The sequence below is a fragment of the Propionicimonas sp. T2.31MG-18 genome (genome assembly GCF_964266745.1).
Classification (GTDB): domain Bacteria; phylum Actinomycetota; class Actinomycetes; order Propionibacteriales; family Propionibacteriaceae; genus Propionicimonas.
In genome coordinates this window covers 330,869-345,079 of record NZ_CAXWGX010000023.1, presented here as the reverse complement: position 1 = coordinate 345,079, position 14,211 = coordinate 330,869, and the positions used below count along the sequence as shown (strand labels likewise).

The window sequence follows — 14,211 nt, the reverse complement described above, 5'->3', positions numbered from 1 at the left end:
TGCGACGGGCGGTCACCGTCCAGACGGACGGCACGCGGCGACCAGTCTATCGGCCCGCCCCGCGCGCGACCGAGCCGGGCCGCCCGGCCTCACCCCCGCGTCGCCGGCGGCGCCCACATCGAGGTGTCCGGACGGCCGGTACCCGGCGGCTCCGGGGGCTCGGGCGCCGGCCCGGGGGCGGGCGCCGGGGCCGCGGGCGGGTGCGACCAGTAGGTGGGGTCGACCGGTCCCCGGGGAGGCCGTGGTGCCTCCGCCGCCGGGTCCTGCGCCACCCGGGCCCAGGCCTCGTCCGGGACGGCTGCCGGTGGAGCGAACGCCTCAGCGGTGTCGACCGCCGCGTCATCGGGGACCGGATCGGCGTCGGCCGGCGCCAGCTCGGTCGCCGCCTCCGTCGCGCGGGCGCGCGCCGCCCTGCGCCACCGCAGTCCCACCAGGGTGACGAGCACGCCGACGAGCAGCCCGATCGCAGCGCCCACCGGCCCCCAGGGAACCTCCGGGCCGGCCTTGGCGAGAACGCGGACGTTCCCGGCGAACACGTCGGTCGCGTCTCCGGTGAACCGGACCGTGTTGCCCTCCACCGTGCCCCCGCTGGCTGCCAGCACCCGCCCGGGCAGCTCCAGGGTCACGTCGATGGCCCCGGGCTGGATGTCGCCGCCGACGTTCGCGGTGACGACGTAGTAGTCGTCCATGGCCACGACGTCAAGCACCAGCAGGTCCGCCGGGCTGATCGTCCCGGTGACCCGGCACTCCCAGCTTCCGCCGCTCGCCGCCCGCAGGTCGACGGTCACCTTGGGGGAGGCGTCCCCGATGCCGCGGCAGGTGCGCCGGGTGATCCCGCCGAGGGTGACGTCGAGCACCACCTCGTCGGCAGAACGCACCTCGACCGTCCCGCGGGCGTCGCAGGCCGTGAGCGCCAGCGTCAGGACGGCCACGAGGGCGACGACGCCGATCCGGCCGGTGCGGAGCATGTCGCCGAGCATAACCGGCGGCCCGTCAGCACCCGGGGCGTCCGCCGACCGGCACGGGCACGACCGTTCGGAAACGCGGAAGAGGCGGCCCCGGGTGGGACCGCCTCTTGCCGTGCTGTGGGTTCGCCTACTCGGCGTCCTCGATCGCGATGTTCACCACGCGACGTCCGCGACGGGTGCCGAACTCGACCTTGCCGGGACGGAGGGCGAACAGCGTGTCGTCACCACCGCGACCCACGCCCTCACCCGGGTGGAAGTGGGTGCCGCGCTGGCGGACGATGATCTCGCCGGCGTTCACCTGCTCGCCACCGAACCGCTTGACGCCGAGCCGCTGCGCGTTGGAGTCGCGACCGTTGCGGGAGGACGATGCGCCCTTCTTGTGTGCCATGTCAGTAGCCTCAGCTCTCGATCCCGGTGACCTTGACCTGGGTGTACCGCTGGCGGTGACCCTGGCGCTTCTTGTAGCCGGTCTTGTTCTTGAACTTGATGATCCGGATCTTCGGACCCTTGGTCTCGGCGATCACCTCTGCGGTGACACTCGCCTTGCCGAGCTTCTTCGCATCCGCGGTGATCTTGTCGCCGTCGACGAGAAGCAGCGGGGTCAGCGAAACGCTGTCGCCGGCCTTCGCCTCGACCTTGTCGATCTCCACGATGTCGCCCACAGCAACCTTGTGCTGGCGGCCACCACTGCGCACGATCGCGTACACGCCCGACCTACTTCCCTAAGCTCTTTCCGACAAGCGCGCTCACCCCGACTTCGCGGGTGTCCTGCGCTTTGGGTCATGCTCCCGGCGACGCAAAGCCGCACAGTGAGCACCGAGGGTCAAGAATACGGGCCCCCGGGCTGAGGGGTCAAACCGGGCGGCGGACCGCGGCGTGCCCGGCCCTCAGGCCTGATCAGGTTCCAGGCCGGTGTCGACCATGCGTCCGGCGATCTCCCTGACCTTGATGTTCCGGTTCTGGCTCGCCGTCCTCAACCGGTCGAAGGCCAGTGCAGCGGTGAGCCGGTGGCGTTCCATGAGGATTCCGGTGGCCTGCCCGATGATCCTGTGCGCCTCGACCGCGTCCCGCAACTGTGCCTCGCGCCGGGCCGCCGAATCCTGGCTGACCAGCCGGTCCACTGCGATGGCGAAGGCCTGCGCGAACAGGTCGCCGATGATGAGTTCCTCGACGCTGACGCGACGCGGGACGGGGAACTGCACCCAGGCACGACACACGCCGCTGGCGCTGTGGGGTACGAGCAGGATGCCCGGACGCTCGTGCCAGACGTCGGGCGTCGGCGTGCTGGCCAGGCCCGTGGCCACCTCGTCGCGCAGCCCGTCAGACGGGATCCACTCGGGGACCTCGCCCACCGGCGGATCGACCCGAACTCCGACCTGGATCGTGCACTCCCCGTCGAAGAGCTCACCCAGCCCGTGCTCCGCAATCCCGAGGAGGGTGGCCAGGTCCTCCTCGGAAGCGAGGTCCCGGCCGACGCGGACAGCGGTCGCGTGGCGCGCAGCTTCCCTGACGTCCTGGTCCACTGTTCCCCCTGGTTGCGATGTGGGCGGTGCTCATTCTGCCGGTCGCGGGCGCATCTGGGCAGGCCACCGCGCCCAGGGCCGTCCCTGCTGCGCCCGGGGCCGCCGCTTCCCGGCCTGTCCGGATGCGGGACGGCCACGTCCGATTTCCGCTAGTTGTCGGTCGGGCCGCATGCCATGCTGATCGGCATGGACTTCGCGCAACGGTACCGGGCGGTCGCCACCCGCGACTCCCGCTTCGACGGCGCGTTCGTCCTGGCCGTGCGCACGACCGGCATCTACTGCCGCCCGTCCTGCCCGGCGCGCACCCCCCTGGCACGCAACGTCGAGTTCTTCCCCACCGGCGCCGCGGCGCACGAGGCGGGCTACCGGGCGTGCAAGCGCTGTCTGCCGGACGCCGTCCCGGGCTCACCGGAGTGGAACACCCGCTCCGACGTGGCCGCCCGGGCGATGCGCCTCATCGCTGACGGTGTCGTCGAGCGGGAAGGTGTCGGGGGACTCGCGTCACGGCTCGGCTACACCGCGCGCCACCTCAACCGGCTGCTCGGCGCAGAGCTCGGCGCCTCCCCGCTGGCCCTGGCCCGCGCGCACCGGGCGCAGACGGCACGGCAGCTGCTGGTGGCCACCGACCTCCCGGTGAGCGACATCGCCTTCGCTGCCGGTTTCGGCAGCATCCGCCAGTTCAACGACACCATCACGGCGCTCTACGACCGGACGCCGTCGCAGGTGCGCGCCACGCGTCCCGGCCCGCGGGCCACCTCGCCCGCCACGTCGGCGGGCTCTCCGACGCCGGGGACGCGGGTCGCGCTCGCGCTGCCCGTCCGGCTTCCGTTCGACGCCGCCGGGGTGTTCGCCTGGCTGGCCGCCCGCGCGGTGCCGGGGGTCGAGCTGGCCGGCCCCGACCACTACTCCCGGACGCTGCTGCTGCCGTCCGGCCCGGCGGACTTCTCCGTGCGCTGGGACGGCGCGCGCCTGCTCCTGGACGCCCGGCTGGCGGCGCTGTCCGACCTGGGTCCGCTCGTCGCGCGCGTGCGGCGCCTGTTCGACGCGGACGCAGATCCGGTCGGCATCGACGACGCCCTGCGCCGCGACCGTGCGCTGGCGCCGTCCGTGCGCGCCACAGCGGGAATCCGGCTGCCTGGGGCCGTTGACGCCCACGAGCTGCTGATCCGTGCGCTCGTCGGCCAGCAGGTGTCGGTGGCCGCCGCCCGCACGCACCTCAGCCGCCTGGCGGTGGAGCTCGGCAGCCCGGTCGCGGAGCCGTCCGGGGCGCTCACCACCCTGTTCCCCTCCCCCGCCGCCGTGGCCGAGCGCGGCGCACAGGTGCTCACCGGTCCGCGTGCCCGGATCGACGCGATCGTCGGTGTCTGCCGTCGGCTGGCGTCCGGGGAGCTCGAGCTCGGTATCGGGGACGACCCCGTCGACCAGCGCGCGCGGCTGGTCGCCGAGCGTGGCATCGGCGCCTGGACCGCCGACTACGTGGCCATGCGGGTGCTGGGCCATCCGGACCTGCTGCTCACCGGGGACGTCGCGCTCCGGGCAGGGGCCCGGCGCCTCGGGCTGCCCGACAGCCCCCGCGAACTCGCCGCCTGGGGGACGACCGTCGCCCCGTGGCGCTCCTACGCCGGCCTCCACCTGTGGCGGGCATCGACCGGAAGGAATTCACCGTGAAGCTGACCACCCTCGACACCCCGGACGGCCCCTTCACCGTGCTGGCCGACGACGGCGTCGTCCTGGCGTCCGGCTGGACCGACGACACCGGGTCGATCCTCGCCCGCCTGCCTGCCGGCGAGCGCCCGGCCGACGTGGCGGTCGTGCCTTCCGATCACGCCGAGGTCGCCGGGCCGGTGGCCGCCGTACGCGCCTACTACGCCGGCGACCCCGCGGCGCTGGACGCCGTTCCCGTCCGGCAGGCGGGCAGCCCTTGGCGCCGCAGCGGCTGGGACCGGTTGCGACGGATCCCGCCGGGAGCGCCGCTGAGCTACGCGGAGTTCGCGGCGGCCCTCGGCAACGCGAAGGCCGTCCGGGCGGCGGCGAGCATCTGCGCGAGCAACGCGCCGGCGCTGTTCGTGCCGTGCCACCGGGTGCTGCGCGGCGACGGCAGCCTCGGCGGGTTCGCCTGGGGCATCGACGTCAAGCGATCGTTGCTGGCACGGGAGGCCGCCGGCCGCCCGTCCGCGGCGCCGCCGGCGTGACGCGATCCGGCGGTCCGGTGTCGTGGTGGCGGTCGATCCGGGCGGGCGGGCCGCCGCCGATCCGGTTCCGGAGCGCGACAGCCCCCGGCTACTCGGCGGAGGGCACCGGCTCCATCACGTCGGCGATGAAGGTGACCACGGCACCGACGAGGAGCTGTTCGCGCTCGGCCACCGCCGGGGCCGGCAGGCTCCTGGCCGGGGCGAGGGAGTGGGTGGCCCCGGGCACACCGACGATGCGCTCGCCCGCGTAGCCGGCGTCGGCGAGCGCCCGCGCCACGTCGGCCGGCGTCCCGAACGGGTCACCGGCGCCCTGGAGAACGAGGACGGGCCGGGTCGTCGCGGCCAGTTCGGCCACGCGGCTCTTGTGCGGCTTGCCCGGGGGGTGCAGCGGGAAGGACAGCAGGACGAGGCCCGCGTCCGCCTCGTCGAGGCAGCGGCAGGCGCACCGGGCACCCGCGCTGCGCCCGCCGACGAACAGCGGCGTGCCCGCCCACCGCTCACGCAGGACGGCGACGGCCGGCACCCAGGCGCGATCGAGGGAGGCCGGCGGCCCGGCGACCTTCCGCCCCGCGACCAGCCACGGCTGCCGGTACCGGGCGACGCTGACGCCCGCTGCGGGCAGTTCCCGTGCCAGGAGGGCCAGGTCCCAGGCGTCCTCGCTGCCCCCGGCACCGTGCCCGAGCACCACCGCGGCCGTCGGCGTGACCGCCCCGTCGAGCACGAGTTCTCCGGGCCCGTCCGGCGTCTCCACGCGCAGCACCTCGCTCATGGGTACAGTCTCGTCGATCGACCGCCCAGCCGTGGCATGCTGAGGCCACACCGGAGCCAGGAGCGCTGTCATGGACTTCTTCAACCTCTACGCCCACGGGTTCGCGCGGGTCGCCGCCTGCACGCTGCCGATCCGCATGGTGCAGCCGCAGGCGAACGCCGAGGCGGTGCTCGCCCAGGCACGCGAGTGCGCGGACGCCGGGGCGTGCCTCGCGGTGTTCCCGGAACTCACGCTCAGCGGGTACTCGATCGAGGACCTGCTGATGCAGGACACCGTGCTCGACGCCGTCCAGGACGCGCTGGCCTGGCTGGTGCCGCAGACCGCGTCGGTCGGCTGCGTGATCGCAGTCGGGGCGCCGCTGGTCAGCCTCAACCGCATCTACAACTGCGCGGTGGTGATCCACCGCGGGCGCGTGCTCGGCGTCGTCCCCAAGTCCTACCTTCCGACCTACCGGGAGTTCTACGAGCGTCGCCAGATCGGTCCCGGCGACGACGTGACCGGCGAGATCCGGGTGGCCGGCCAGGACGTGCCGTTCGGCGCGGACCTGCTCTTCGCCGCGGACGACCTGCCGGGCTTCGTGCTGAACGTGGAGATCTGCGAGGACATGTGGGTGCCGATCCCGGCCAGCGCGGAGGCTGCGCTCGCCGGTGCCACGGTCATCGCGAACCTGTCCGGCAGCCCGATCACGGTGGCGAAGGCGGAGGAGCGCAAGGTGCTGTGCCTCTCCGGCTCGTCGCGGCTGCTGGCCGGCTACGTGTTCAGCGCCGCCGGGGAGGGCGAGTCGTCCACCGACCTGTCCTGGGACGGCCAGACGATGGTCTACGAGGCGGGGACGCTGCTGGCCGAGTCGGAGCGCTTCCCCGAGGGCCCGCGGGCGAGCATCGCCGACCTCGACCTCGGCACCCTGGTCCAGGACCGCCTGCGCCAGGGAACCTTCGACGACAACCGCCGCACCCATGCCGAGCGGGTGGGCGAGTACCGGACGGTGACCTTCGACCTGGAGCCGCCGTCCGGCGACCTCGGGCTGCGCCGGCCGCTGGCGCGCTTCCCGTTCGTCCCCGCCGACCCCGCCCGCCTCGCGCAGGACTGCTACGAGGCCTACAACATCCAGGTCAGCGGCCTCGAGCAGCGGCTCCGGGCGATCGGCCAGCCGAAGATCGTGATCGGCGTCTCCGGCGGCCTCGACTCCACGCACGCCCTGATCGTGGCCGCGCGGGCGATGGACCGGCTGGGCCGTCCGCGCTCCGACATCCTGGCGTTCACCATGCCGGGCTTCGCCACGTCCGCGCACACCAAGGGCAACGCCACCGCCCTCGCGCAGGCCCTGGGCGTGACGTTCGCAGAACTCGACATCACCGACACGGCGCGGCTGATGCTCGACCGGCTCGACCACCCGTTCGCCGACGGCGAGCCGGTGTACGACGTCACGTTCGAGAACGTGCAGGCCGGCCTGCGCACCGACTACCTCTTCCGCCTCGCCAACCAGCGCGGCGGCATCGTGCTCGGCACCGGCGACCTGTCCGAACTGGCGCTCGGCTGGTGCACGTACGGTGTCGGGGACCAGATGTCGCACTACAACGTCAACGGCGGGGTGCCCAAGACGCTCATGCAGCACCTGATCCGCTGGGTGATCAGCTCCGGCCAGTTCTCCGACGCCGTGTCGGCCACGCTCCAGGCGATCCTGGACACCGAGATCACGCCGGAACTCGTGCCCGTCGGCGAGGGCGAGACGCCGCAGTCGACGCAGGCCACGATCGGCCCGTACTCGCTGCAGGACTTCACCCTGTTCCACGTGCTGCGGCACGGTATGAAGCCGTCCAAGATCGCGTTCCTCGCCTGGCACGCCTGGCGGGACGCGGATGCCGGCGCCTGGCCGGAGGGCTTCCCCCACGACGAGCGGACGTCCTACGACCTCGCCACGATCAGGAAGTGGCTGGGCGTGTTCTGCTCCCGGTTCTTCGGGTTCGCCCAGTTCAAGCGCTCGGCGCTGCCCAACGGGCCGAAGGTGGTGCGGGGCGGCTCGCTGTCTCCGCGCGGCGACTGGCGCGCGCCGTCCGACACCTCCGCGGCCCTCTGGCTGGCCGAGCTGGAGAACGTGCCCCAGGGCTGACGGGCACCCCCGACGGGTGGACGCCGGACCGGAGGACCGGCCGGCGCCCTTCGTCTGCTACTCGGCCGCGACCGGCTCCGGCTGGGGGTCCGCCGGCTGGTCGGCAACGGGCTCCTCCACGTCGACGGGCTGGACGACCTCCGGCTCGACGTCGGACACCGGCTCGGCGGCGACGTCGACGACCTCGGCCGTCCCGGCCACGGCCTCGGTGGCCTCCACCGCCGGCTCGACGACCTCGACCGGCTCCACCACGGCCTCGGTGGTCACCGTCTCGGCGACCTCGACCGGCGCGTTCGTCTCCTCCGCGACGGGAGCGGCCGTGTCGTCCGCGCCGTGCGCGTGCTCGGAGGCGGCGTGGATGGCCAGGATCTCCGGCGCCGGTCCGGCCGGGCGGGCCGGCTCTTCCTTGCGCGCACGGGAACTGCGCCGGGTGGTGGCCTGCTGGCCGCCGCCGGAGCGGCCACCGCGGCGGGCGCCGTCCCGGTCGCCGCCGTCGGCCGGTGCCTGGGACGCCACCGGGGCGTCGTGCACGTGGTACCCACGACCCTTGCAGGTCTCGCAGGCGACGGTGAACGCCTCGGCGAGCCCCGTCCCGATCTTCTTGCGGGTCATCTGCACCAGGCCCAGCGAGGTGACCTCCGCCACCTGGTGGCGGGTCCGGTCACGACCGAGGCACTCGACCAGCCGGCGCAGCAGCAGCTCGCGGTTGGCCGGCAGCACCATGTCGATGAAGTCGACCACGATGATGCCGCCGATGTCCCGCAGCCGGAGCTGGCGGACGATCTCCTCCGCGGCTTCCAGGTTGTTCGACGTGACGGTCGCCTCGAGGTTGCCGGACGTGCCGGTGAACTTGCCGGTGTTCACGTCGATGACGGTCATGGCCTCGGTGCGGTCGATAATCAGCGAGCCGCCCGAGGGCAGGAACACCTTGCGTTCGAGCGCCTTCGCCACCTGTTCGTGGACGCGGTGTGCGTCGAAGATGTCGCCCTGCGTCGTGCGGTCCCAGCGCTTCAGCCGCTCTCCGAGGTGCGGCGCGACATGCTCGACGTAGGCGAGGACGGTGTCGTACGCGTCGTCGGCCTGTCCGTTGCCGTCGACGATCAGCGTGCCGAAGTCCTCGGTGAACAGGTCGCGGACGATCCGGACGGTGAGGTCCGGCTCGGCGTAGAGCTGCTGGGGCGCCTGGCCGGCCTTGACCTTCTTCTCCAGCACCTCCCACTGCGCCTTGAGCCTGTTGACGTCGCGGACCAGCTCCTCCTCGCTGGCGCCCTCGGCCGCGGTGCGGACGATGACGGACGCCTCCGACCCGATGAGCTCGTCGAGGATCCCCTTCAGCCGGCGGCGCTCCCCCTCGGGCAGCTTGCGCGAGATGCCGGACAGGTGGCCGCCCGGCGAGTACACGATGTAGCGGCCGGGGATCGAGATGTGCGAGGTCAGGCGGGCGCCCTTGGCGCCGACCGGGTCCTTGCTCACCTGCACCAGCACCTGCTGGCCGGACTTGAAGACCCGCTCGACCTTCTTGTCCTGCCCGGTGACGCCGAACGACTCCCAGTCGACCTCGCCGGCGTACAGGACGGCGTTGCGGCCGCGTCCGATGTCGACGAACGCCGCCTCCATCGAGGGCAGGACGTTCTGCACCCGGCCCAGGTAGATGTTGCCGATCATCGACGTGGCCGAGGCCCGGTCGACGTAGTGCTCGACGAGGACCCCGTCCTCCATCACGGCGATCTGGGAGTAGTCGTCGGCCTGGCGGATGAGCATGGTGCGCTCGACGGCCTCGCGGCGGGCCAGGAACTCCGACTCGCTCAGGATCGGGGTGCGCCGGCGACCGGCGGCACGGCCCTCGCGCCGGCGCTGCTTCTTGGCCTCCATGCGCGTCGAGCCCTCGATACCGGTGACCTCGTCGCTGGGGGTGCTGCGACGGCGCGGCTCGCGGACGCGAACCACCACGTCGACGCCGTCCTCCTCGCCGTCCCCTGCGTCCTCCCCGCGACGGCGGCGACGACGGCGACGACGCGACGCGCTCTCGGTCGCGGCCTCCTCGCCGGGCTCGGCGTCGCCGTCGGTGCCTGCGGCGGACTCGGCGGCTGCGGGCTCCTCGCCCTCCTCCTCGAGGTCCACGGCGGCCTCACCGGCCCCGCGGCGGCGGCGACGTCCGCCACGACGGCGGCGGCGGCGGCGCGAGGTCGTCCCGTCACCTTCACCGGCCTCGTCCTCGGCCAGGTCGGCGGCGTCCTCGTCCTCGTCGTCCTCGGCCACCTCCTCGACGTCCTCCGCGTCCTCCTCGGCCTCGGGCTCCTCGCTCAGCAGGCCGCCGATCGCGGCCGCGAGCGAGTCGAGCACCTGGTCGGGGGTCGCCTCCTCGGTCAGGCCGAAAGCCTCTGCCTTCACCCGGCGGCGCGTGCGGGTGCGCTCCTGGTGGGCGAGCTCGGCGAGGCTGGCGGCCACGTCGGCGTCGTCCGCGGCCTCCGCGGTCGCGCGGGTGGCGCGGCGCCGGCGGGCGGGCGTCCTCGGCTCGGCTGCCGGCGGCGCCGGCTCCTCGGTGGGCTCCGCCGTCACGTCGACGGCGGGGGCCTCCTCCAGCGGCAACGCGGCGGGGGCCTCGGCCTTCGCCCGGCTGCGGCGGGTGCGCTTGGGTGCCTCGGTGACCGGCTCAGGGGTGGGTGCCGCAGCGACCGCCTCGGCCGGCAGCTCGGGGGTCGGTGCCGCAGCGACGGCGGGCTCCGCGGAAGGAGCCGCCGGGACGGCGCCCGGCTCGACGGCTGCGGGCGGTCCGGCCGGTCGGCTGGCCGCGCGGCGGCGGCGCGGCGGGGCTGCGGGTGCCTGTTCGACAGCGTCCAGGGCAGGCTGGTCAGTATTCGGGTGTTCGGAATCGAGCACTGTTGCTCTCCTTCAGCGGCGGGGGTGCCGCAAACGTGGCTGCTCGTGGCAGCGAAGCCTCATCTGGTCGAATGCCTCAACACTGTCGGCCCCCGCGGTCGTCTGGCGTCGCGGTGAGGTCTCGGCTCGTGCCCGGCCTGTCACACCGGTTCAGCACTCGAGGGTCGGGGGTCTGGATGACTCCGGCCTGAGCCCCAGTATTCCACACTCCCCGGACCCGTCCCAGACCCGGTCCGGCGCGCCGCGGCCGTCAGCAGGCGAGCGGGTCGGCGATGCGCTCGCCGTCCCAGGACCCCTGCTCGAGGCGCGTCACCAGCGCGGGGACCCCGGTCCTGAGCCCCGGACGCAGCAGGTGGAGCGCCTGCACGACGTCGTCGGGACGCACCAGCGGCTCGCCCATCAGGGAGACGAGGTGGACGCGGTCCCCCTCCGCGGACAGCTGGATCACCGCCGCGCGCACGTCGAAGCGCCGCAGTCCCGTCTTCGTCATCCGCTCGACCTCGAGCCGGTCCGCGGCGAGCAGGTCCGCCACCGCCCCGGCCAGTTCCGCGGGATCGACCCCGGTCAGCACCAGTTCCCAGCGGGACGCGGTGAGCCGCTCGGCGAGCGAGCCGGCGGCCGCCTCGACGACGCGCACGACCACCAGGCCGTCCGGCATGGCGGCGTTCAGCTGATCGCGCACCCACTCCGGGTCGAGCACGGCGGCGAGACCCAGCTCGAGGTACTCGGCCTCGGTGGCCGCCCCGGTCGGCGAGGCGTTGGCATAGCTGATCCTCGGATGCGGGGAGAAACCGGAGGAGAAGGCCATCGGGATGCCGGCGCGGCGCAGCGCACGCTCGAACGCCCGTCCGAAGTCGCGGTGCGAGGCGAACCGCGCCCGTCCCCGCTTGGCGTACTGCACGCGCAGTCGCTGGACGGGCGGCGCCTGCTGCTCGGGCTGTCGTCGCGGAGTTACGGTTGCACAGCGTATCCGGACGTCCGCCGCAACTGGTTTGATGGGGCGGTGATCGACATCCGTCCGGCCCGGCCCGACGAGTACGCCGCCGCCGGCGAGGTGACGGTGGCCGCCTACCTCGCCGAGGGTGCCCTGGCGCCGGGAGACCCGTACCTGGAGCTCCTGCGCGACACCGCGTCGCGCGCGGCGGGTGCGGAACTGCTGGTCGCGGTCGACGAGACGGGGGCCGTGGTCGGCACGGTGACCTCCTGCCCTCTCGGCTCGCCCTACCGCGAGCTGGGCACCGACGCGGAGGGCGAGTTCCGCGCCCTGGCCGTCGCCCCCGCCGCGCGCGGACGCGGGGTCGGCACCCTGCTGGTACGACGCTGCCTGGAGCGGGCCGCGGCCGACGGCTTCGACCAGGTGGTGATCTCCTCCGCGGAGTGGATGACGACCGCCCACCGGATGTACCGGCGGCTCGGATTCACGCGCGTGCCCGAGCGCGACTGGTGGCCGCGCCCGGACGTGCACCTGCTGGCCTACGTCCACCCGTTGGGCTGACGGCCCCGCCGGCCGGGCAGGGGCGGGCGGGCTCAGGTGATGCAGAACTCGTTGCCCTCGGGGTCGGCCATCGTGTACCAGCGGTGGGGACCCTCGGACCCTTCGTGGAGGTAGGACGCGCCACGTGCAAGGAGGGCGTCGCGGGAGGCGTCGAGGTCCGGCCCGGTCGCGGTCACCCGGAGGTCGAGGTGCACGCGGTTCTTGCCCGCCTTCGCCTCAGGCACCTGCTGGAACAGGATCCGGCGGCACGCGCCTCCGTCCGGGGCGCCGGGTTGGGTGATCGCCGCTCCCGTCGCCCACCACAGCTGGCCACGCCACTGGCGGGTGTCGGCCTCACCGGCGTAGCCCTCGGCGATCATCCGGCGAATGAAGTCCTCGTTGGTCGGCTCGAGGTCCCAGCCCATGGTGTCGGCCCACCACTGGGCGAGCTCGTGCGGGTCCGCGCAGTCGACCACGACCTGGAACGACACCGGCACGGTCATTTCTCCTCCTTGGGCTGGGTGGTGGTGGCTTCAGGGATACCCGGGGGCCGCTCGCCGTACTCGCGCTCGTACCAGGCGGCGTACCCGGCCACGGCGGTCGGGAGCGTGGCGAAGATCCTGTCCTCGCCGACGGCCTCGACGAAGCCGGCCTGCGACAACTGTTCGCGGACCTCCATCTTCACCCTGGCCAGGGCGAAGACGATGCCCTGCCCGTCCAGCGTTCGCCGGAGCTGCTCGAGGGTGTCGACGGCGGTCAGGTCGACCTCGATGTTGGCCTCGGCGTTCAGGAGGAACCACCGCGGGCGGGGGTCGGCCCGGCGGACGGTCGCCAGTGCCCTGGTGAGGAAGTCGTCGGCGTTGGCGAAGAACAGCGGCGAGTCGTACCGGTACACGACCAGCCCTGGCACCTGGGTGGCCCGGGGATAGTCGTCCACGTCGTGCATCCCGGCGATCCCGGGCACGTAGCCGAGGACGCCGTCATGGGGGTGCGCGATGCGCCGGATGAGGTCCAGGATCGACAGGCCGACCGCGATGCCGATGCCGTTCAGCAGACCGGTGGCCAGCACCGCTGCCATCGTGACGAGGGCCAGCACGAGCTCGCTGCGCCGGAACGCGCCGATGCGGCCGAGCTCGGACAGGTCGACCAGCCGGAGGCCCGCGTACACGACCACGCCGCCGAGGGCGGCCTGCGGGAACGCCCCGAGGACGGGGGAGAACAGGTAGATCGAGCCGAGCACCATCGCTGCCGCGACCAGCGAGTGCAACTGGGTGCGGCTGCCGGCCGCGTCCCCGATCACCGTGCGGCTCGCGGACGACGACACCGGGAAGCCCGCCAGGAAGCCGTTGGCCACGTTCGCCGCACCCATGGCGAGCAACTCGCCGGTGGCGTCGACGCGCTCGTCGCGCCGCGCGGCGAACGCCCGTCCGGTGAGGATCACGTCGCTGTAGCCGACGACCGCGATGCCGAGCGCCGCCACGGCCAGCTGCAGGAGGTCGATGCCCTCGAGGTTCGGCAGTGCGGCCTGGGGAAGGTCCCGCGGCACCTCCCCGATCACCCGGATGCCCAGGGACCCCAGCGGCGTGAACGCCACCAGCGCCGCCGCGGTGAGCATCACCAGCAACGGACCCGGCCAGCGGGGCGCCCAGGCGCGCAGGGCGAACAGCGCGACCACCACGCCCAGGCCGACCAGCAGCGTGGGCAGGTGGACGGCGCCGAGCTGCGACACCAGCGACAGGGTCTGCGTGCCCGGGTTGTCGCCCTCGATGGCCAGGCCGGTGAGCTTGGAGTACTGGCTGACGACCATCAGCACGCCGATGCCGGCCATGTAGCCCACCAGGACCGGCTTGGACAGCAGGTTGGCGATCTGGCCGAGGCGGGCGACCCACGCGACCAGGCAGACCACGCCCACAGCGATCGCGATCAGCGCCGCGACCTCCGCCCGCCGGCCGGGGCCGACCTGGCCGACCAGCGCGGCGATCCCGGCAGCCGTCATCAGTGCGGTCGTGGACTCCGGCCCGATCGACAGCTGGCGCGAGTTGCCCAGGATCGCGTAGACAGCCATCGGCGCCAGCACCGCCCACAGGCCGGTGACCGGCGGCAGCCCGATGATCTCCGCATAGGCCATCACCTGCGGCACCAGGTAGGCAGCGACGGTGACCCCGGCGATCAGGTCGCCGCGCAACCAGGCCCGGTCGTAGCCGAGGAGGACCCCCAGCCCGGGCGCCCAGCGCCGCCAGCCGACAGGTTCCTCACCCATGGCGCAACGCTACGGGACGCCGGCGCCACCGGGCA

Annotated in this window: 13 protein-coding genes; 4 read left to right on the top strand and 9 right to left on the bottom strand. The window is 73.6% G+C overall.

Translation table 11 applies throughout. From position 1 onward, the window contains the following. Positions 1–89: 89 nt before the first annotated feature. The 4 genes from ACFQQJ_RS09600 to ACFQQJ_RS09585 form a co-directional block, all read right to left on the bottom strand. Positions 90–968, bottom strand: a complete 879-nt coding sequence (locus ACFQQJ_RS09600) for a hypothetical protein (RefSeq protein WP_377106005.1) — start codon at positions 966–968, stop codon at positions 90–92. A gap of 127 nt (positions 969–1,095) precedes the next feature. Further along, positions 1,096–1,356 carry a 50S ribosomal protein L27 gene (gene rpmA / locus ACFQQJ_RS09595; RefSeq protein WP_377106004.1) on the bottom strand — a complete coding sequence of 87 codons (261 nt, stop codon included), beginning with the start codon at positions 1,354–1,356 and terminating at the stop codon, positions 1,096–1,098. Positions 1,357–1,366: 10 nt separating this feature from the next. Further along, positions 1,367–1,675 carry a 50S ribosomal protein L21 gene (rplU, locus tag ACFQQJ_RS09590; RefSeq protein ID WP_377106002.1) on the bottom strand — a complete coding sequence of 103 codons (309 nt, stop codon included), beginning with the start codon at positions 1,673–1,675 and terminating at the stop codon, positions 1,367–1,369. 180 nt (positions 1,676–1,855) lie between these two features. Then, positions 1,856–2,491: an ANTAR domain-containing response regulator gene (locus tag ACFQQJ_RS09585; RefSeq protein WP_377106001.1), complete on the bottom strand. Its 636-nt coding sequence runs from the start codon at positions 2,489–2,491 to the stop codon at positions 1,856–1,858. A 186-nt stretch (positions 2,492–2,677) separates the two neighbouring features. On the opposite strand from ACFQQJ_RS09585, the gene ACFQQJ_RS09580 reads away from it, so the two are divergent. Further along, complete coding sequence (locus ACFQQJ_RS09580) at positions 2,678–4,159, top strand: Ada metal-binding domain-containing protein (RefSeq protein WP_377105999.1); 1,482 nt, start codon at positions 2,678–2,680, stop codon at positions 4,157–4,159. Beyond that, positions 4,156–4,683, top strand: a complete 528-nt coding sequence (locus tag ACFQQJ_RS09575) for a methylated-DNA--[protein]-cysteine S-methyltransferase (protein ID WP_377105998.1) — start codon at positions 4,156–4,158, stop codon at positions 4,681–4,683. Before ACFQQJ_RS09580 ends, ACFQQJ_RS09575 begins: the two co-directional genes overlap by 4 nt. An 88-nt stretch (positions 4,684–4,771) precedes the next feature. Here ACFQQJ_RS09575 and ACFQQJ_RS09570 read toward each other — a convergent pair whose 3' ends face one another. After that, complete coding sequence (locus tag ACFQQJ_RS09570; RefSeq protein WP_377105997.1) at positions 4,772–5,452, bottom strand: alpha/beta family hydrolase; 681 nt, start codon at positions 5,450–5,452, stop codon at positions 4,772–4,774. Between the two features lie 70 nt (positions 5,453–5,522). Between ACFQQJ_RS09570 and ACFQQJ_RS09565 the strand changes: the two genes are divergently transcribed. Beyond that, positions 5,523–7,562 carry an NAD(+) synthase gene (locus ACFQQJ_RS09565; RefSeq protein ID WP_377105995.1) on the top strand — a complete coding sequence of 680 codons (2,040 nt, stop codon included), beginning with the start codon at positions 5,523–5,525 and terminating at the stop codon, positions 7,560–7,562. 57 nt (positions 7,563–7,619) lie between these two features. On the opposite strand, the gene ACFQQJ_RS09560 is transcribed toward ACFQQJ_RS09565, so the two are convergent. Next, the gene (locus tag ACFQQJ_RS09560) at positions 7,620–10,442 is read right to left on the bottom strand and encodes an Rne/Rng family ribonuclease (RefSeq protein ID WP_377105993.1); all 2,823 of its coding nucleotides are present in this window, start codon (positions 10,440–10,442) and stop codon (positions 7,620–7,622) included. Positions 10,443–10,692: 250 nt separating this feature from the next. Next, positions 10,693–11,343, bottom strand: a complete 651-nt coding sequence (locus ACFQQJ_RS09555; protein WP_377105991.1) for a TIGR03936 family radical SAM-associated protein — start codon at positions 11,341–11,343, stop codon at positions 10,693–10,695. Positions 11,344–11,445: 102 nt separating this feature from the next. On the opposite strand from ACFQQJ_RS09555, the gene ACFQQJ_RS09550 reads away from it, so the two are divergent. Continuing rightward, positions 11,446–11,937 carry a GNAT family N-acetyltransferase gene (locus ACFQQJ_RS09550; RefSeq protein ID WP_377105990.1) on the top strand — a complete coding sequence of 164 codons (492 nt, stop codon included), beginning with the start codon at positions 11,446–11,448 and terminating at the stop codon, positions 11,935–11,937. A gap of 32 nt (positions 11,938–11,969) precedes the next feature. On the opposite strand, the gene ACFQQJ_RS09545 is transcribed toward ACFQQJ_RS09550, so the two are convergent. Both ACFQQJ_RS09545 and ACFQQJ_RS09540 read right to left on the bottom strand, forming a co-directional pair. Next, a complete protein-coding gene (locus tag ACFQQJ_RS09545) occupies positions 11,970–12,419 on the bottom strand; it encodes a VOC family protein (protein WP_377105988.1) in 450 nt (149 codons plus the stop codon). Continuing rightward, positions 12,416–14,176 carry a SulP family inorganic anion transporter gene (locus ACFQQJ_RS09540; RefSeq protein ID WP_377105987.1) on the bottom strand — a complete coding sequence of 587 codons (1,761 nt, stop codon included), beginning with the start codon at positions 14,174–14,176 and terminating at the stop codon, positions 12,416–12,418. The genes ACFQQJ_RS09545 and ACFQQJ_RS09540 overlap by 4 nt, the downstream gene beginning before the upstream one ends. Positions 14,177–14,211 lie beyond the last annotated feature (35 nt).

Coding starts and splice junctions, on each gene's coding strand:
- ACFQQJ_RS09600 (WP_377106005.1), bottom strand. CDS start 968: ATGCTCCGCACCGGCCGGATCGGCGTCGTCGCCCTCGTGGCCGTCCTG.
- rpmA (WP_377106004.1), bottom strand. CDS start 1,356: ATGGCACACAAGAAGGGCGCATCGTCCTCCCGCAACGGTCGCGACTCC.
- ACFQQJ_RS09580 (WP_377105999.1), top strand. CDS start 2,678: ATGGACTTCGCGCAACGGTACCGGGCGGTCGCCACCCGCGACTCCCGC.
- ACFQQJ_RS09570 (WP_377105997.1), bottom strand. CDS start 5,452: ATGAGCGAGGTGCTGCGCGTGGAGACGCCGGACGGGCCCGGAGAACTC.
- ACFQQJ_RS09565 (WP_377105995.1), top strand. CDS start 5,523: ATGGACTTCTTCAACCTCTACGCCCACGGGTTCGCGCGGGTCGCCGCC.
- ACFQQJ_RS09545 (WP_377105988.1), bottom strand. CDS start 12,419: ATGACCGTGCCGGTGTCGTTCCAGGTCGTGGTCGACTGCGCGGACCCG.
- ACFQQJ_RS09540 (WP_377105987.1), bottom strand. CDS start 14,176: ATGGGTGAGGAACCTGTCGGCTGGCGGCGCTGGGCGCCCGGGCTGGGG.